14 protein-coding genes and 2 pseudogenes are annotated in these 15,169 nt (G+C 67.8%); 6 read left to right on the forward strand and 10 right to left on the reverse strand.

Annotated elements, in window-relative coordinates; genetic code table 11:
• Nucleotides 1-70: 70 nt before the first annotated feature.
• Nucleotides 71-1,162, forward strand: a complete 1,092-nt coding sequence (gene hisC / locus C7T91_RS12165) for a histidinol-phosphate transaminase (protein WP_108259493.1) — start codon at nucleotides 71-73, stop codon at nucleotides 1,160-1,162.
• Nucleotides 1,159-2,085 carry a prephenate/arogenate dehydrogenase family protein gene (locus C7T91_RS12170; protein WP_108259494.1) on the forward strand — a complete coding sequence of 309 codons (927 nt, stop codon included), beginning with the start codon at nucleotides 1,159-1,161 and terminating at the stop codon, nucleotides 2,083-2,085. The genes hisC and C7T91_RS12170 overlap by 4 nt, the downstream gene beginning before the upstream one ends.
• A gap of 46 nt (nucleotides 2,086-2,131) precedes the next feature.
• On the opposite strand, the pseudogene C7T91_RS35510 reads toward C7T91_RS12170, so the two are convergent.
• Nucleotides 2,132-2,317: pseudogene (locus C7T91_RS35510) on the reverse strand (1-phosphofructokinase family hexose kinase); the annotation flags it as partial.
• Between the two features lie 281 nt (nucleotides 2,318-2,598).
• Between C7T91_RS35510 and modA the strand changes: the two are divergent.
• Nucleotides 2,599-3,243: a molybdate ABC transporter substrate-binding protein gene (modA, locus tag C7T91_RS12180; RefSeq protein WP_108259495.1), complete on the forward strand. Its 645-nt coding sequence runs from the start codon at nucleotides 2,599-2,601 to the stop codon at nucleotides 3,241-3,243.
• Here the strand turns inward: modA and C7T91_RS35515 are convergent.
• The 3 genes and pseudogenes from C7T91_RS35515 to C7T91_RS12195 form a co-directional block, all read right to left on the reverse strand.
• Nucleotides 3,186-4,241: pseudogene (locus C7T91_RS35515) on the reverse strand (MmgE/PrpD family protein); the annotation flags it as partial. The gene modA and the pseudogene C7T91_RS35515 sit on opposite strands and share 58 nt — an antisense overlap.
• 50 nt (nucleotides 4,242-4,291) lie before the next feature.
• Nucleotides 4,292-4,780, reverse strand: a complete 489-nt coding sequence (locus C7T91_RS12190) for a MaoC/PaaZ C-terminal domain-containing protein (RefSeq protein ID WP_108259497.1) — start codon at nucleotides 4,778-4,780, stop codon at nucleotides 4,292-4,294.
• Nucleotides 4,781-4,868: 88 nt separating this feature from the next.
• The gene (locus tag C7T91_RS12195) at nucleotides 4,869-5,285 is read right to left on the reverse strand and encodes a Zn-ribbon domain-containing OB-fold protein (protein WP_236638187.1); all 417 of its coding nucleotides are present in this window, start codon (nucleotides 5,283-5,285) and stop codon (nucleotides 4,869-4,871) included.
• A 364-nt stretch (nucleotides 5,286-5,649) separates the two neighbouring features.
• On the opposite strand from C7T91_RS12195, the gene C7T91_RS12205 reads away from it, so the two are divergent.
• Nucleotides 5,650-6,807, forward strand: coding sequence for an IclR family transcriptional regulator (locus C7T91_RS12205; protein ID WP_108259498.1), 1,158 nt, complete (start codon nucleotides 5,650-5,652; stop codon nucleotides 6,805-6,807).
• Nucleotides 6,808-6,811: 4 nt separating this feature from the next.
• Nucleotides 6,812-7,621: an IclR family transcriptional regulator gene (locus C7T91_RS12210; RefSeq protein ID WP_108259499.1), complete on the forward strand. Its 810-nt coding sequence runs from the start codon at nucleotides 6,812-6,814 to the stop codon at nucleotides 7,619-7,621.
• A gap of 161 nt (nucleotides 7,622-7,782) precedes the next feature.
• Here C7T91_RS12210 and C7T91_RS12215 read toward each other — a convergent pair whose 3' ends face one another.
• Nucleotides 7,783-8,880: an alkene reductase gene (locus C7T91_RS12215; RefSeq protein ID WP_108259500.1), complete on the reverse strand. Its 1,098-nt coding sequence runs from the start codon at nucleotides 8,878-8,880 to the stop codon at nucleotides 7,783-7,785.
• A 532-nt stretch (nucleotides 8,881-9,412) separates the two neighbouring features.
• Here C7T91_RS12215 and C7T91_RS12220 point away from each other — a divergent pair.
• Complete coding sequence (locus C7T91_RS12220; RefSeq protein WP_108259501.1) at nucleotides 9,413-9,874, forward strand: nuclear transport factor 2 family protein; 462 nt, start codon at nucleotides 9,413-9,415, stop codon at nucleotides 9,872-9,874.
• A gap of 100 nt (nucleotides 9,875-9,974) precedes the next feature.
• Here the strand turns inward: C7T91_RS12220 and C7T91_RS12225 are convergent, their stop codons facing one another.
• The 5 genes from C7T91_RS12225 to C7T91_RS12245 form a co-directional block, all read right to left on the reverse strand.
• Complete coding sequence (locus C7T91_RS12225) at nucleotides 9,975-10,724, reverse strand: SDR family NAD(P)-dependent oxidoreductase (protein ID WP_108259502.1); 750 nt, start codon at nucleotides 10,722-10,724, stop codon at nucleotides 9,975-9,977.
• A 75-nt stretch (nucleotides 10,725-10,799) separates the two neighbouring features.
• Complete coding sequence (locus C7T91_RS12230) at nucleotides 10,800-11,588, reverse strand: SDR family NAD(P)-dependent oxidoreductase (RefSeq protein ID WP_236638188.1); 789 nt, start codon at nucleotides 11,586-11,588, stop codon at nucleotides 10,800-10,802.
• 40 nt (nucleotides 11,589-11,628) lie between these two features.
• On the reverse strand, nucleotides 11,629-12,609 hold the full coding sequence (locus C7T91_RS12235; protein WP_108259503.1) for an ABC transporter permease: 981 nt from the start codon (nucleotides 12,607-12,609) through the stop codon (nucleotides 11,629-11,631).
• 5 nt (nucleotides 12,610-12,614) lie between these two features.
• Nucleotides 12,615-13,595 carry an ABC transporter permease gene (locus C7T91_RS12240; protein WP_236638189.1) on the reverse strand — a complete coding sequence of 327 codons (981 nt, stop codon included), beginning with the start codon at nucleotides 13,593-13,595 and terminating at the stop codon, nucleotides 12,615-12,617.
• A complete protein-coding gene (locus C7T91_RS12245; RefSeq protein WP_108259505.1) occupies nucleotides 13,592-15,103 on the reverse strand; it encodes a sugar ABC transporter ATP-binding protein in 1,512 nt (503 codons plus the stop codon). The genes C7T91_RS12240 and C7T91_RS12245 overlap by 4 nt, the downstream gene beginning before the upstream one ends.
• Nucleotides 15,104-15,169: the final 66 nt, after the last annotated feature.

Below are 15,169 nucleotides of genomic sequence, written 5' to 3' on the forward strand. Positions count from 1 at the left end.
TGCCGGCCCGCGCGGCCGGCCCCATGGAGCAGGCCGTCCGGGACGCCCCGGCCGGCGGAAGGAGCCGCCAATGACGCAGATCGTGCCGCAGCCCGGGATCATGGAGATCGCTCTGTACGAGAGCGGGCAGTCCAAGGTCGAAGGCGTTTCCGAAGTCATCAAGCTCAGCTCCAACGAAAATCCCTATGGCCCGTCGCCGAAGGCCGTCGAGGCATTCCGGGCGGCGGCGGAGACCCTGCACCGCTATCCCTCGACCGACCATGCGGAGCTGCGCGCCGCGATCGGCGAGGTGCACGGGCTCGACCCGTCGCGGATCATCTGCGGCGTCGGCTCGGACGAGATCATCAACCTGCTGTGCCAGGCCTATGCCGGGCCGGGCGACGAGGTGCTGCAGACCGAGCACGGCTTCTCGATGTACCGCATCTCGGCGCTGGCCGCAGGCGCGTCGAGCGTCTCGGTTCCCGAGCGCGAGCGCGTCACCGATGTCGACGCGCTGCTGGCGGGCGTGACCGGACGGACGAAGCTCGTCTTCATCGCCAATCCGAACAACCCGACCGGCACGATGATCGGCGGCAACGAGCTTGCGAAGCTCGCCGCCGGCCTGCCGGAGCACGTCATCCTGGTGCTTGACGGCGCCTATGCCGAATTCGTCGAGGGCTATGACGGCGGTGCCTCGCTGGTCGACCTGCATCCGAACGTGGTGATGACCCGCACCTTCTCGAAGCTCTACGGTCTCGGCGGGCTCAGGATCGGCTGGGGCTATGCGCAGAAGGAGATCATCGATGTCCTGAACCGCATCCGCGGGCCGTTCAACCTGGGCGAATGCCAGCTCGCCGCCGCCGAGGCCGCGATCCGCGACCGCGATTTCGCCGCCAAATGCCTGTCGGAAAACAGCCGCCTGCGCAGCTGGCTCGCTCAGGCGCTGGCCGAGCTCGGCATCCCCTCGGATACCTCCTGCGCGAACTTCATCCTGGCGCGCTTCGCCGACCGCGACGAGGCGGTGGCCTGCGACGCCTTCCTGAAGTCCCGCGGGCTGATCGTGCGGCAGGTGGCGGGCTACGGCCTGCCGAACTGCCTGCGCATCACCATCGGCGACGAACGCTCCTGCCGCCTCGTGGCCGAGGCGGTCGCGGCCTTCAAGGCAGGGCGGCAGGACGGATGACCCAAGTCTATGACCGCGTGGCGGTGATCGGGCTCGGCCTGATCGCCTCCTCGATGATCCATGCGATGCGCCGCGCCGGGCTGGCGGGAACCATCACGGGCTACGACCTGAGCGAGAGCCACAGGCGGATGGCGGAAGAGGACGGGCTCTGCGACCGCATGGCCGCGTCTGCCGCCGAGGCGGTGAAGGATGCCGACCTGGTGGCGCTCTGCGTCCCGGTCGGTGCGATGGGCGATGTCGCCGCCGAGATCGGCCCGCATCTGCGCCCCGGCGCCACCGTCACCGATGTCGGCTCGGTCAAGCGCTCGGTGATCGATGCGGTCGCGCCGCATCTGCCCCCCGATGTCACCTTCATCCCCGGCCACCCTATGGCGGGCACGGAATATTCCGGTCCCCGCGCCGGCTTCGCCGAGCTGTTCGACGGGCGCTGGTGCCTGCTCCTGCCGCCCGAGGGCTGCGACCCGGAGGCGCTCGGCAAGCTGCGCGCGCTCTGGACCGGGATGGGCGCCACCGTCGAGGAAATGGAGCCGGACCACCATGACCTGGTCTGCGCGGTGATTTCCCACGCGCCGCACCTGATCGCCTACACGATGGTCGGCGTGGCGGACGACCTGCGCCGCGTCACCGACCAGGAGGTGATCAAGTTCTCGGCGGCGGGCTTCCGCGACTTCACCCGGATCGCGGCCTCGGACCCGACGATGTGGCGCGACGTCTTCCTGAACAACAAGGATGCGACGCTGGAGATCCTTGGCCGCTTCACCGAAGAGCTGTTTGCCTTGCAGCGGGCCATCCGCACAGGGGACGGGGACATGCTGTTCGACTATTTCACGCGCACCCGCGCGATCCGCAAGGGGATCATCGAAGCGGGGCAGGACACGGACGCGCCGGATTTCGGCCGCGGCAAGCGGCAGCCCGGCGAATGAGGCGCGCGGCGATCGGGCTGTGCCTGGCGCTCGCGGCCTGCGGCTCCGCGACCAGCGGCGTGGAGGTGCCGCCGAGCGTGCGGATCGCGCGGCTGACATTGATGCCGCCGCCCCCCGGGTCCTGCCGCGGCGCGGTGCAGCGCAGCTTCGGTCCGGGGCGGATGTCGCTGGCGGATGTCGCGATATCCAGTGCCGGATTGAGGGTGACGGTGACGATGTCGCTCTGCGCCAAGGCGCGGTCCTCCGATTCAGTCCGATGGGCACGGCCCTGCCCGCGGCTTAGCGCGTCAGCCCGGCGCTGGCCAGTGGGGTATCCCCCGAAGGCTGCGCGCAAATCCGCCGGTGCAGCGCGCTCGCCCGCCGGCAGCCGCGAGGTCCGGGACGGCAACGCCCGGTTGCCGCGGAGCGGAATTCTCGCGCCGCCGTGACCGCCTGCGGCAGGATGCGCGGCGTTTGCCCCTTGCCTTGGGCCGCCCGGATCTCTTTGCTGCCGCAACATTCCAGGAGACTTCCATGACTGCCCCCTTCCGCATCGCCCTTGCCGCCCTGTGCCTCGCAACGCCGGCAGCCGCCGACAGCGTCACGGTCTTCGCCGCAGCAAGCCTCAAGGACGCGATGGACCGGCTTGCCCCGGCCTTCCACGAGGATTCGGGCCATGACCTGACCGTATCGCTGGCGGGCTCCTCCGCGCTCGCGCGGCAGATCCAGGCGGGCGCCCCGGCCGATGTCTTCATCTCGGCCAACCAGTCCTGGATGGACCAGCTCGCCGGCGAAGGCCTGGTCGATGCCGCCACCCGCTTCGACCTGGTGGCGAATGCGCTGGTGCTGGTGGGGGCCTCGGGCGCCGCGCCGGTCGCGCTGGACAACACGCTGGCCGGAAGCCTCGGCGAGGGCAAGCTCGCCATGGCGATGACCGGGTCGGTGCCCGCGGGCATCTACGGCAAGGCGGCGCTGACCCATCTGGGGCTGTGGGAGGCGGTGGCGCCGCAGGTGGCCGAGTCCGACAATGCGGGCAGGCAGCCGGACCAGTTGCCGCCGGCATCCGGGCGCGGCTCGATCCTTGCGGCCATGGCGAGGACCTCGGGGTCCGCCAGCGCGGCCTCGGTGAAATCCGCCAGCCCGACCGTGCCGCGCACCGCCGCGACGGCGACGCAATAGGGAATGCTGAACTTGGCATCGACCGGCACCCGGGGCGCGCGGCGCGTTTCGATCGGGGTGCAGAGCCGCTCCTGAACATCGCCGACATGGACGGTGATCCCGGCGATGTCGGACGGCGCCAGGCGTTCCTCGGCCATCAGGCGGAGCGTGGCATGGATGTAGGAATGGGTCAGCCCGCAGGACGGCCAGGCCTTGAAAAGGATCTCGTGCCCGGTGAAGTCGCGGCCGATGTCCCGCAGCATCGCCGCACGGTCGTAATTGCCGTCCAGATAGGTCGCGAAGAACCCGGCGGGGCCTTCGAGCATGCTGGACGGGCCGACGACGCCGCGTTCCGCCATCAGCACGGCCAGCACCGCCTGCTTTGCGACGAAGCCCGCATACATGCCGCGCAGGTCGCTGCCGGTGCCATAGGCCAGCTCCATCGTGCCCGAGGCCTGGTGCGCCGCGATGCCGATGGCGCTGACGGTCTGCGCCTCGTCGAGCCCCGCCACCCGCGCCGCGGCGGCCGCGGCGGAGATCGTGCCGATGATGGTGGTCAGGTGCCAGTCGTGCTTCCACGCGACATTGCGCCGGATGCGCAGGAAGATGTCCTGGCCGATCACGGTGGCGGCGATCATTTCGCTGCCGGGGATGCCCCCGGCGCGCTCCGCGAGGGCGAAGGCCGCGGGCACGATGGAGCTGCTGGGGTGGTGCCCCTCGGGGGCATGGTCGTCGAAATCGAGGCAATGGGCCATTGCGCCGTTGACGAAGCCCGCGTTCAGCGCGGGCACCTTGCCTCCGAAGCCAAGCACCGTCGCCTCGGCGCGCCCGCCCATCTCGAAGGCCAGCTCGGCCACGGGGCGCACGGACGGCGCCAGGGAACTGGCCGCGATCATGACGCCGAGCGTGTCCATGATGCTCTGCTTGGCGCGGTCGCGGGACGCCGGGCCGATCGCCCCGGACCCGGTGCCGGCGGCCAGCCGGGCAAGATCGAAGGCGAGGTCGGGTTGGGTGCTCATGTCTTGGCGTCCTTGTCGGTCTGCTGCTTGGCTCCGGAGGGGGCGTCGGGTCAGGAGGGGCGGCGCTTGTAGAGCATCTTGACTTCCATCTCCTGCACGGTCTCGCCCTTCTGGTTCTTGAAGGCGCGCTTCATCTGCACGACGCCCTTGTCCGGCTTGCTGGTCTCGGTCTTCGCCGCAATGGTCAGCTCGGCATGGATCGTGTCGCCATGGAAGACCGGCTTCAGCATCCGCCAGCCGTCGATCTGCAGGAGCGCAATCAGCGTGCCGTCATTGATGCCCGCCGCGTATTGCAGGCCGCCGACGATGGAGTAGACCAGAGGGCCATGCGCGATGGGTTCGCCGAACTGGGTCTTCCTGCAATATTCCCAGTTGGTGTGGACCTCGTTGAAATCGCCGGTCAGGCAGGCGAAATTCACGATGTCGGTCGAGGTCACGGTCCGTTTCGGGGTGCAGATCGTTTCGCCGATCTCGAAATCTTCCCAGTACTTGCCGCGGACCGGTGCGGCGGCGGGCTTGGTCAGGACGGGTGCGTTCATGTCGTTCTCCTTCTGGACATGCGGGGGAAGCCTGCCGGCCCGGCGGGCACGGCGGCGCGGGGTGGCGCCCCGGCGGGGGCGCGGAAGCTCAGGCCAGCTCGAATTCCGGCAGGGGGCTGCCGTCTGCGCCGGTGCCGAAGACCACGCGGACGGCGTCGCCGACCGCGACGCCGAGGGCGTTTTCCCCGGTCAGGCCGGCCAGCATGCGCGGACCCTCCTCGGTGATCACCGAAGCGACGACATAGGGCACCTTGTCGCGGAACTGCGGCAGCGGCGCGCGGCGGACGATGGTGTAGCTCTCGATCACGCCGCGGCCGGTGGCCTCGATCCAGCCGGGACCGGCTTCCCAGCAGCGGGCGCAGTGGTGGCGCGGCGGAAACTGCACGGCGCCGCAGCAGCTGCATTTCTGGAAGATCAGCCGCTTTCCGGCGATTGCCTTCCAGTATTCGGCGGAATCGCCGTTGGCATGCGGAGACATCTGGGTCGCCTGGGGCATCTCGGTCATGCGGGGTTCTCCTTCGTGTTTGGCGCCGGTCCGGCGCGCCCTGGCCTGGGCTGCGGGGACCGCGCGGGATTGCGCTGTGGATGCGGTCCTGCCGGGTGGACGGGACCGGGGCCGGATGGGGGCGGCCGCGCCGCCGGGCTGCGGTCCCAGCCGCCGGCCTCGATCACGGCGATTTCCGCCGTTTCGTCCTGGCTGAGGCGGTTTATGAGCACGCCCCCTCCGGAGCCTGCACCAATGATGATGTAGTCAGCCATGAATTCCTCCCGCATGCCGCCGGAAAGCGGCCGTGCTGTCTTCTGCGCCCCGCCCAAAACGGTCGCGCCTCCTCCGCACACACGTTTGCCTTTGGCTAATTTGTTAGTCAATGATAAATATTTGCGGGCGGACCTTTCGTAACGGAATCTGCGAGGCGTCCGATCGGCCACAGCCCGTCCTGCGGCGGATCTGTCGCTCCGAAATCTGGTCCAAACTCCTGCATCGCAGTGATAATTCCCAGCTTCGCGCCCCAGGGCAGATTGCGGCACCGTCCCCCTTCCGCAGCGGTCGTTCAGAAGGCAGGGCGCCGGAACGCAATTCGTTCCCTGCCCGCCATGGCCCCCTTCTGCCGAAAAGTGTTTCGCGCCCCGTGCTTTCCATTGTATCAGGATCAGACCCGTCGGCACTGTCGGCAAGCCGCGCGGCCGCCACGGGCGCCAGAACCGAACCGGAGGCGGAATTCATGCGTCAGGGCGCACGCGGCATCCAGTCAATCGAGGTCGGCGGCCGGATCCTCCGGGCGCTCGTCGATGCCTGCGAACCGATGATGCTGAAGGACCTTGCCCAAGCGGCCGATCTGGCCGCCGCGCAATGCCACGCCTATCTCACCAGCCTGCGCCATGTCGGGCTCGTGCATCAGGATCCGGCCACCGGCCTCTACAGCACCGGCAACCTCGCCCTGCGTCTCGGGATCAGCTGGATCGCATGTTCGCCGCTTGCCTCGGCCGCTTTGGAGGAACTCCGCCGGTTCTCCGGCAACACGGGAGTCATGTCGGTCCTGGCGGCCTGGGGACCGGACGGCCCGACGATCATCCACATCAATGCAGGTGCCAGTCAGGGTGCACTGAATGTCCGGCTGGGCACGACCTTTTCGGTCACCGGCACGGCAACCGGGCGGGTCTTCGCCGCCTTCGGGAATGCGCCGGAAATCGGGGACCGCATCGCCGCGGATTTCGACAGGAGCCTGCCGCGAAGCTCCATCGGGACGGTGCTCGAACGCCGGGATTTCGAAAAGCGGATCGAGGCAACCCGGGCGTGCGGCTACTCGGTTGCAGAGGGCGTGCCGATCCCGCGCACCAATGCTGTCGCGGCACCGATCTTCGACAGCGGCGGCGCGCTGCAATTCACTGCCGGCCTGATCGGCCCGGAAGACGAGCTGCCGGTCGGGCCGGAGGCGCAGCCGGTGCGCGACCTCCTCGGCATCACCGCGCGCCTGTCGGGCCTTGGGGCCGGCGCGCCGGCCGCACGCGCGCCCCTCAGGGCATGAGACGATGAGCACCCCAGCAACCAAAGGCAAGGCCGGAGCAACGAAATCGGAGGGCCGCGGCGTCCAGTCCGTGGAAACCGGAACCCGCCTGCTTCTGGCCCTCGTCGAGGAAGCCGGACCGATGATGCTCAAGGATCTCGCGCAGGCCGCGGGCCTCGCCCCGGCCCAGGCACATGCCTACCTCGTCAGCTACCGCAAGACCGGCCTCGTGGAGCAGGACACCGAAACCGGGCGCTACCACTTGGGCCGGTTCGCGCTGGACCTCGGCATCACCAGCATGCGCACGACCGATCCGATGAACCTGGCGAACGAGACGGTGTCCGAGCTGTCCCGGCGCACGGCCCTGCACGTGGCACTGGTGGTCTGGGGATCCTTCGGTCCGACAGTCGTCTCGGTCAGGGAAAGCGGCAGCCAGCTGAACATGAACACCCGGCCCGGCACCGTGTACTCCATGACCGGCACGGCCAGCGGCCGCGTCTTCGCCGCCTTCCTGCCGGAACGGATCGTGAAGGACGCCATCGCCCGGGAGAAGCGGGATCATGGCGGCCGCGTCGGCGTCGCTCGCTTCATCACGCGCAGGGAAATCGACCAAATCCGCGAGCAAGGCTATGCGACCGTCGAACAGCCGCCGGTCCCCGGCATCTCGGCCTATTCGGCCCCGGTCTTCGACCATTCGGGCGAGATGGTCATGGCTGTCACGATCATCGGTCAGGATCATTATCTTGAAGGGGGCGCCACGGCGACATTCCTTCCGGCACTTGCGGCTGCGACGCGGGACCTTTCCGTCAAGCTGGGCTGCAGACCCATGCGCTGATCCACCGGCGCGGCCGCAGCGAAAACTGCGGCCGCCGGATTGCCGGCGGCCGCACTGGGCTTTCAAACGCTCCGCCATCCGGCCAACGGCCCCGGACGCATTGAGATATGAGTGGAGGGTTGCACGCGCCGGACCCGCATCCGGCCGCGTGGCGGCATGCGTCAGCTCGCCTTCAGGTAGTCGGTATAGCCCGTCTGTCCGGGGGTGTAGTACGTGTCCGGATCGCCCTCCGTGAAGGGAATCCCCTCGGCAATCCTGTTCACCAGATCAGGATTGCTGACGAAGGCCCGGCCGAAGGCGACCAGATCCGCGCGGCCCTCCCGGAGCTCCTTTTCCGCCGATTCCGGAGTGTACCCGGCGGCAGCGATCAGCGGCCCCGAGAAGAGACGGCGCGCCGTGTCGATGACCTCGACGTCACGGCCCGATGCTTCCAGCTGGATGTTGCCGCTGACCACCGGACGGATGATGTGGACATATCCGACGCCGAACTCTTCGCAAACTTTCAGCATGCCCTCGTACTTGGCATTCGGGTCGGCATCCTGGATGTCGTTGAAGGTCCCGTAGGGCGACATCCGCACGCCGACGCATTCCGCCGTGAAGACGCTGGCCATGGCCTTGAGAACTTCGCGCATGAAGAGCAGCCGGGCCTCGAGGTCGCCGCCCCATTTGTCGGTCCGCAGGTTGGTGTTGGTGGAGGCGAACTGATCCACCAGGTAGCCGTTGGCCGCATGCAGCTCGACCCCGTCGAACCCGGCGGCCTTCGCGTTCTCGCAGGCCTTGCGGTAGGATTCGATCACCCCGAGGATATCGTCCTCGTCCATCTCGCGGGGCACCGGGTTCTCGACCACATCCTGGGCGGTGTCGGTGTAGATCGGCAGGCCCGGCCGGACGGCCGAAGGCCCCATGGGGAAACAGCCTTCGGGCTGGTTGTCCGGGTGGCCGATCCGCCCGCAATGCCAGAGCTGCAGCACGGCCTTGGCACCGCCGGCATGGATCGCGTCGACAACCTCCGTCCATTTGGCGGTCTGCTTCTGCGTCCAGATGCCCGGCGTCCGCGGATAGCCCGTCGCCTCGGGGCTGACCTGCGTGGCCTCGCAGATCACCAGGCCTGCCGTATTCCGCTGGCCGTAATATTCCGGCGCACGGTCGTTCGGGCTGTAATCCGCTTCCGCGCGGTTGCGGGTCAGCGGCGGCATGACGATGTGGCTCGACAGGTCCCAAGGGCCGAATTTCGCGGGCGACAGCAATTTCTCGTACATGGGTCTCCTCCCTAGGATGACACGTCCGGCCCGTCATCGGGCCTGAACTTCCTGGGATAATATGAATGGACCTTTCTTAGTCAATGCCGAATCTATTTTCTTGAAGCTAATTCATGTCTGCCAAATCTGATCACCGTATCCGTTTCGAAATGCACTGCTCCATGATGTTTCAGACGAAATTCGGACGCTGATTTCGCAATCACGCCGCAAAGAAAATTTAGTTTTTAGATGATCTGTTTTCTATTGACGAATTATTTGCCGTGTAGTGTTCTGTTTCCGGGCTGCCCGGCAATGCTTGGGTCCGGCCCGCAGGGAGGAAAGACGGCAATGGCCGCGGGCGCTGTTCGGCGCCCGGCACGCAAGCCCGGAAACGGGCCGGGCGCATTCCGTTGGGCAGCAGTCCGGCACAGGGACGGCATTTCTTCCCCGAAACGGGCCCGGACCGGCGGCAGGGAGGAGGAGGCATCGCAGCCTGGCCAGCCATCCGGGCACGAAACGCAGCGACCGCGATGCCGCAAGAAGTGGAAACCCCATGACTGACACCCTGACCCGGGACCCCGTCCTGCAAAAGCTGCTGGATACCGAAGCGATCCGCGCCCTGCGCGTCAAATACAGCAACGTGCTCGATACCGGCGCCGTCGATGGCTTCGACGACGTCTTCACCCAAGATGCGGTTCTGTCTGTCACGGTGGGTGACATGACGGGCCTGGAGGCAATCAAGCAAGGGCTCCGCGGCGCGTTCGACCTCTACAACTGGAAAAAGAAGGACAGCCATCCCTTCATGCATGCGGTGACCAATCACGACATCCGCATCACCGGTCCCGACACCGCGGAAGGCCAGTGCTACCTTCTGGACTTCGTCACCGGGCGCGAGCCCGACCAGCATCCCTTCCTTCTGCTGGGCCTCTATGTGGACCAATACAAGCGCGTGAACGGCAGCTGGAAAATCTCCCACACGCGGCTTGACGTGCCCTGGGGCAGCACGGACGCGTGATCTGCGGCGCCCGGATTCCGGGCGCCGCTTGCGTTCCTGCGATATGATCGGCGCCGGGCAGTTTCCAGCCCGGCGCCTTGTCTTGCGTGATCCGACCGCCCTAGCGGCCGTCGGCAAACAGATCCGGCATTCCACCGGTTTCGCCGCCATCGGCAACAAATTCCGATCCGGTCGAAAACGAACTGGCATCGCTGGCCAGGAAAATCACCAGATTGGCAATTTCGTCCGGCTGCCCCACCCGTTTCATCGGAACATGGTTCAGGTTCGGATATAAGTCCTCTATCATTTCGGTTTCGACATTGCCCGGATGCACCGAGTTGACGCGAATTCCGTACGGTGCCAATTCGATTGCCGCGGCCTTGGTCAATCCCCTCATCCCGAATTTCGACGCGATATAGGCGGGCACCCCGCCAAAGCCTTTCAGCCCTGCGGTAGAAGAAATATTGACGATGGAACCGCCGCCAGCCTCCTTCATCGCCGGAATGACCGCCCGGATGCCCTTGAATCCGCCTCCCAAATTTATGCCGAGAACTTGCTCCCACTCTTCGTCGGAACAGTTTTCCGTGTCCGTGAAGCGCAGGATCCCGGCATTGTTGACCAGGACATCGATGCGGCCGAACCGTTCGAGGCCGGCCGAAACCGTTCTGGTCCAGTCCTCCGTGCAGCTGACATCGAGCTGCACGGCAAGCGCCTTGTCCGGCCCAAGCTCCTCCGCCAGCGCCACGACGTCGGCCACCTGCACATCGCCCAGGATCACGCGCGCCCCGGCGGCCACGCAACGGCGGGCCTCATGCGCGCCCATCCCGCGCGCAGCACCACTGATCAGAACAACCTTTCCCGTCAAATCCATGACTTATCCTCCCTGTTTTCGCCGACGGGGGCTCCTCCCTGCCCCCGCCGATGCCGCCCCCCGAGGGGCGGCCGGTCACTTGATGGTCCAGCCGCCATCCGCGACATAGACCGCGCCATGCACGAAACTTGCCTCGTCGCTTGCAAGGAACAGTGCCACATTGGCCAGTTCCTCGGGCTGCGCGTGGCGCCCGGCCGGAGCCTGGCGCAGCGCATGAACAACCGGCAGATCCTCGTTCGCCAGGATCTCCGCCGTCATGCCGGTCTCCACCGCACCGGGCGCCACCGCATTCACCCGCACGCCCTTCGGCGCATAGTCCAGCGCAAGCTGGCGGGTGAAGCCGACGACACCGTGCTTCGCCGTGGTATAGGCAATGCCCCCGCCCCCGGCGATGAAGGCCGCGATCGAGGCAACATTGACGATGGAACCGCCGCCAGCCGCAATCATGCCCGGCAGCAGCGCCCGCGACACCAGCCACATCCCCTTCAGGTTGACCCCCATGATCCGGTCCCACAGCGCCTCGTCGGTGCTCAGCGCGTCTGCGTAGTCGTCGAGGATCCCCGCATTGTTGAACAGCACCTGCACCGGTCCCAGACGGGCTTCGGTCTCGCTGGCCGCCGCCGCAATGCTGTCACCGTCGGCGATGTCGACCACGATCCCTTCGGCCCGGCCGCCTGCGGCGCGCACCGCCGCAACCGTTTCTTCCACCCGTCCAGGCGCGATGTCCCAGGCCGCCACCGCGGCCCCTTCCCGCGCAAAGCGCAGCGCGGCGGCGCGGCCTATGCCGGACCCGGCGCCGGTGATGACGGCAGTCTTGCCCTCGAGGCGGCCCGGCACGGATGCGGGCATGGTCTTCGTGTTCATGGTGTTTCTCCGGAAATATGTCTTGGTCCCCGCCCGGCCCTCAGGCACGGGCCCGGGACCGGATTGACCGGCGGCGCAGCGCCTCGGCCACAGGGGACTCCCCGTTGACGAGATCGACGCCAAGGAAGGCCAGCAGGATCAGGCCCGTGGCCAGGTTCGCAGCCCAGCCCGGCGCGCCGGTCAGCTGGAGCCCCGAGAGCAGCACCTGAAGCGTGAGCACGCCGATCAGTACGCCGATCATGCTGCCCCGCCCGCCATAGAGGCTCACCCCGCCGATCAGCGCCGCGGTGACAGCGGCCAGCAGCACGGTTTCGTAGCCGCCGGGCGTGGCGCTGCCGCCCTTGAGCGACGCCAGAGCGCCAGCCAGGGCCGCAAGCCCGGCCGAGACCGCGAAGCTGACGACCAGAGGGCGGGTCTGCGGCACTCCGGCCGCGCGGGACTCCCTGCGGGCGCCGCCGATCGCGAAGATTTCGCGGCCCGCGCGGGTGTAGCGCAAGAGGACGCCTGCGAGCAGCAGCACCGCAACCATCACGAGGCTCGACGGCGAGAAGATCAGCAGCATCCGCTCGCGCAGCGCCATCGAGATGCCCAGATCCGACAGCGCCAAGGTCAGCGTGCGCTCGTCGGAAATCACGTAGGCCAGCCCGCGCATCCCGATGAAGGTCCCCAGCGTGAAGACCAGCGAGGAAATCTGCAGCCGGGCGATCGCGTAGCCTTGCGCGATGCCGTAGATCACCGCCGGGACGACCGCGCAGGCAACCGCAACCGCCACCCCGTGCCCGGACATCATGACCGCGACAAGCCCGGCGCAGGCGGCCACCGACCCGACCGACAGGTCGAGTTCGCCGGCCATCATGTTGACGGCGAGGCCCGCGGCCACGATCCCGACGAGCGCGGAGGATTCCAGGATCGCATAGGCATTGCCGGACGTTCCGAAATTCGCGACCGTAACAGCCATGGCGGCATAGACGGCGGCCAGCAGGAGACTGCGCTGAACCAGAGGTTTCTTGAGAATGTCCATGTCCTTCAGGCTCCTTTCCGGCGCGCGGCGACGTGGAATCCCGCGACGATCAGCACGATGAAGACCCCGGTGACCAGCGTCCGCACGCCCGAGGACCATGCCAGCAGCAACATGTAGTTCTGCAGCGTGGCGATGAAGACCGCCCCCAGGGCCGTGCGCAGGGGCGATCCCCTGCCCCCCTGGATCGCCGTGCCGCCGATCAGCACGGCGGCGATCACGTCGAAATCGACCGCGCCGAAGCCCGCGACCCGGGCCTTGCTGAACTGCGCGGCCTCGAATACGCCCATCATCGCGGCGGCGAGGCTGGCGATGACGAAGACGAGGACGGTCACCTTGGTGACGCCGATGCCCGAGGCCCCGGCCGTGGCGCGGTTGGCGCCCAGAAAGATGGTCTCGCGGCCGAAGCGGGTCTTGTTGAGCACCCACCAGGCGACGGCCACGGCGGCCACGAAGGCCCAGGTCTGGGTCGGCACGCCCAGGATGCGGCCATTGCCGATCCAGGCGAGCGCCGCGCTGTCGATGGCAACGTTCCGTCCGCCGGTGAACAGGCCCGCCAGCCCCGCCAGAAGGGCCCCAGCCCCGAGCGTGGTGATGATCGGGTTCGCCCCCATCGAAATGATCGCTCCCTGGACCGCGCCGAGACAAACGATCACCGCCAGCATCGCAGCCAGGGCAAGGCCGAAAGGCAGCCCCCAGGCCATCAGCACCGCCATCAGCACGCCGGCGAACATCGCCGTCTGCCCGAGCGCCAGCGAGAAGAACCGTCCCGAAAGCGTGATGAAGGTCGCGCCCATGGCGACGATGCCGGACATGGCGGCCGCACGCAGGATGGCCAGGCCGTTCTCCGGGCTCAGGAAGGCCGGGTTGAAGTAGCCGCCGAGGGCGGCCAGGGTCAGGACGAGACCGGCGGCAAGGACGGCGCGGGCCAGCGCCGCGGCGGCGGGCGACCGGAGAGGACCGGCCGGAATGGCTGTATCTGACATCATGCTGCCTCGTCTTCGGGATGGGTGATATCGCGCACCAGCTCCTGGCTGGTGATGCGGTCCGGATCGGCGATCCGCACCTGGCGGCCGCGGTACATCGGGATGACCCTGTCGGCGAGGCCCCGGACCTCGTCGATGTCCGAAGAGCTGAACACGATCGCCATGCCCTCCTCGGCAAGGCGCCGCAGATGCCCGTAGATCTCGGCGCGCGCGCCGACATCGACCCCGCGCGTGGGCTCGGAGACCAGCAGGACGCGCGGCCCGATGCCCAGCCATTTGCCGAGCGCGACCTTCTGCTGGTTGCCCCCTGACAATGCGCCGACCTTGTAGCCGGCCCGCCCGGGGTCGATTGCCATCTGTCCGGATAGCTCTGCCGTCAGAGACCGGATCCGGCGGCGGCTGACAATGCCCCCCGGCGCAACCCGGTCCATCGACGGGGACACCAGATTTGCCGAGACCGGAAGCTCCGCAAAGATCCCGTCCAGCTTGCGGTCGCTCGAGCAGTAGCCCACGCCGCGCAGCTTCGCCTCCGCCAGGCTGTGTGCGGGCGGAAAGCGCGTGCCGTCCACCGAGATGAAGCCGCTTTCGACGACATCGGCGCCGCCGATCGCCCTGAGCAGCGCTTCGGCCCCCGATCCGACCTGCCCTGCGATGCCCACGATCTCGCCCGCGCGGACCTGGAGGTCCTGCGGCAAGGGCAGCGCCCGGGAGGTCACGCCGCGCATCTCCAGCACCACCGCGCCCGGCTTCGACACCCGGGGCGGAAACATCTCCTCGAGGGGCCGCCCGATCATCTTCTCGATGACTTTGTCCAGCGTCATGTCGCTGACATTCACGGCCGGACTGCTGCGGCCGCCGCGCAGCGTGGTGATCCGGTCGGCGATCTCGAAGACCTCGCCCAGCCGGTGGGTCACGTAGATGATGCTGTGTCCGGCATCGGCAAGCCGCCGGACCATCGCCTTGACCTTCTCGATGTCGGAGTCATTCAGCGCCGCGGTCGGCTCGTCCAGGATCAGGATGCGCGCATCCGTGGCCAGAAGCCGGGCGATCTCGATCAGCTGCCGTTCAGCCACTGCCAGCCGTTCGACCGGGACCGCCGGGTCCAGATGTCCCAGTCCGACCGCGTCGAGATAGGGGCGTGCCCGCGCCGCCAGGCGCCTGCGCGTCCATGGCCCGCGGAAGGGCACGCCGCCGAGGAAGATGTTCTCGGCGGCCGTCAGCGTGCCGATCACGCTGATCTCCTGTTCGGCGACGGCGATGCCGGCCGCATGGGACAGCTTGGTGCTGCCCAGGGCGAACGGCTTTCCGTCGATCCGGATATCGCCGCTGTCGGGCGCATGCAGCCCCGCCAGCACCTTGACCAGCGTGCTCTTTCCCGCGCCGTTCTCGCCGAGAAGCGCCATGACCTCGCCGCGCCGCAATTCGAAATCCACGCCCCCGAGCGCCCGAACGGCACCGAAGGACTTGGTGATGCCCTTCATCTCGAGGACGACCTGTCCTGTCTTGTCCATAATGTCCGTTTCCGTGGAAGACGGGCGCACCGATCCCGCGGGGCCGCGCGCTCCGTCCGTCCCAAA

Source organism: Mangrovicoccus ximenensis (genome assembly GCF_003056725.1).
GTDB lineage: Bacteria > Pseudomonadota > Alphaproteobacteria > Rhodobacterales > Rhodobacteraceae > Mangrovicoccus > Mangrovicoccus ximenensis.

Coding starts and splice junctions, on each gene's coding strand:
- hisC (WP_108259493.1), top strand. CDS start 71: ATGACGCAGATCGTGCCGCAGCCCGGGATCATGGAGATCGCTCTGTAC.
- C7T91_RS12170 (WP_108259494.1), top strand. CDS start 1,159: ATGACCCAAGTCTATGACCGCGTGGCGGTGATCGGGCTCGGCCTGATC.
- modA (WP_108259495.1), top strand. CDS start 2,599: ATGACTGCCCCCTTCCGCATCGCCCTTGCCGCCCTGTGCCTCGCAACG.
- C7T91_RS12190 (WP_108259497.1), bottom strand. CDS start 4,780: ATGAACGCACCCGTCCTGACCAAGCCCGCCGCCGCACCGGTCCGCGGC.
- C7T91_RS12195 (WP_236638187.1), bottom strand. CDS start 5,285: ATGACCGAGATGCCCCAGGCGACCCAGATGTCTCCGCATGCCAACGGC.
- C7T91_RS12205 (WP_108259498.1), top strand. CDS start 5,650: ATGATAAATATTTGCGGGCGGACCTTTCGTAACGGAATCTGCGAGGCG.
- C7T91_RS12210 (WP_108259499.1), top strand. CDS start 6,812: ATGAGCACCCCAGCAACCAAAGGCAAGGCCGGAGCAACGAAATCGGAG.
- C7T91_RS12215 (WP_108259500.1), bottom strand. CDS start 8,880: ATGTACGAGAAATTGCTGTCGCCCGCGAAATTCGGCCCTTGGGACCTG.
- C7T91_RS12220 (WP_108259501.1), top strand. CDS start 9,413: ATGACTGACACCCTGACCCGGGACCCCGTCCTGCAAAAGCTGCTGGAT.
- C7T91_RS12225 (WP_108259502.1), bottom strand. CDS start 10,724: ATGGATTTGACGGGAAAGGTTGTTCTGATCAGTGGTGCTGCGCGCGGG.
- C7T91_RS12230 (WP_236638188.1), bottom strand. CDS start 11,588: ATGAACACGAAGACCATGCCCGCATCCGTGCCGGGCCGCCTCGAGGGC.
- C7T91_RS12235 (WP_108259503.1), bottom strand. CDS start 12,609: ATGGACATTCTCAAGAAACCTCTGGTTCAGCGCAGTCTCCTGCTGGCC.
- C7T91_RS12240 (WP_236638189.1), bottom strand. CDS start 13,595: ATGATGTCAGATACAGCCATTCCGGCCGGTCCTCTCCGGTCGCCCGCC.
- C7T91_RS12245 (WP_108259505.1), bottom strand. CDS start 15,103: ATGGACAAGACAGGACAGGTCGTCCTCGAGATGAAGGGCATCACCAAG.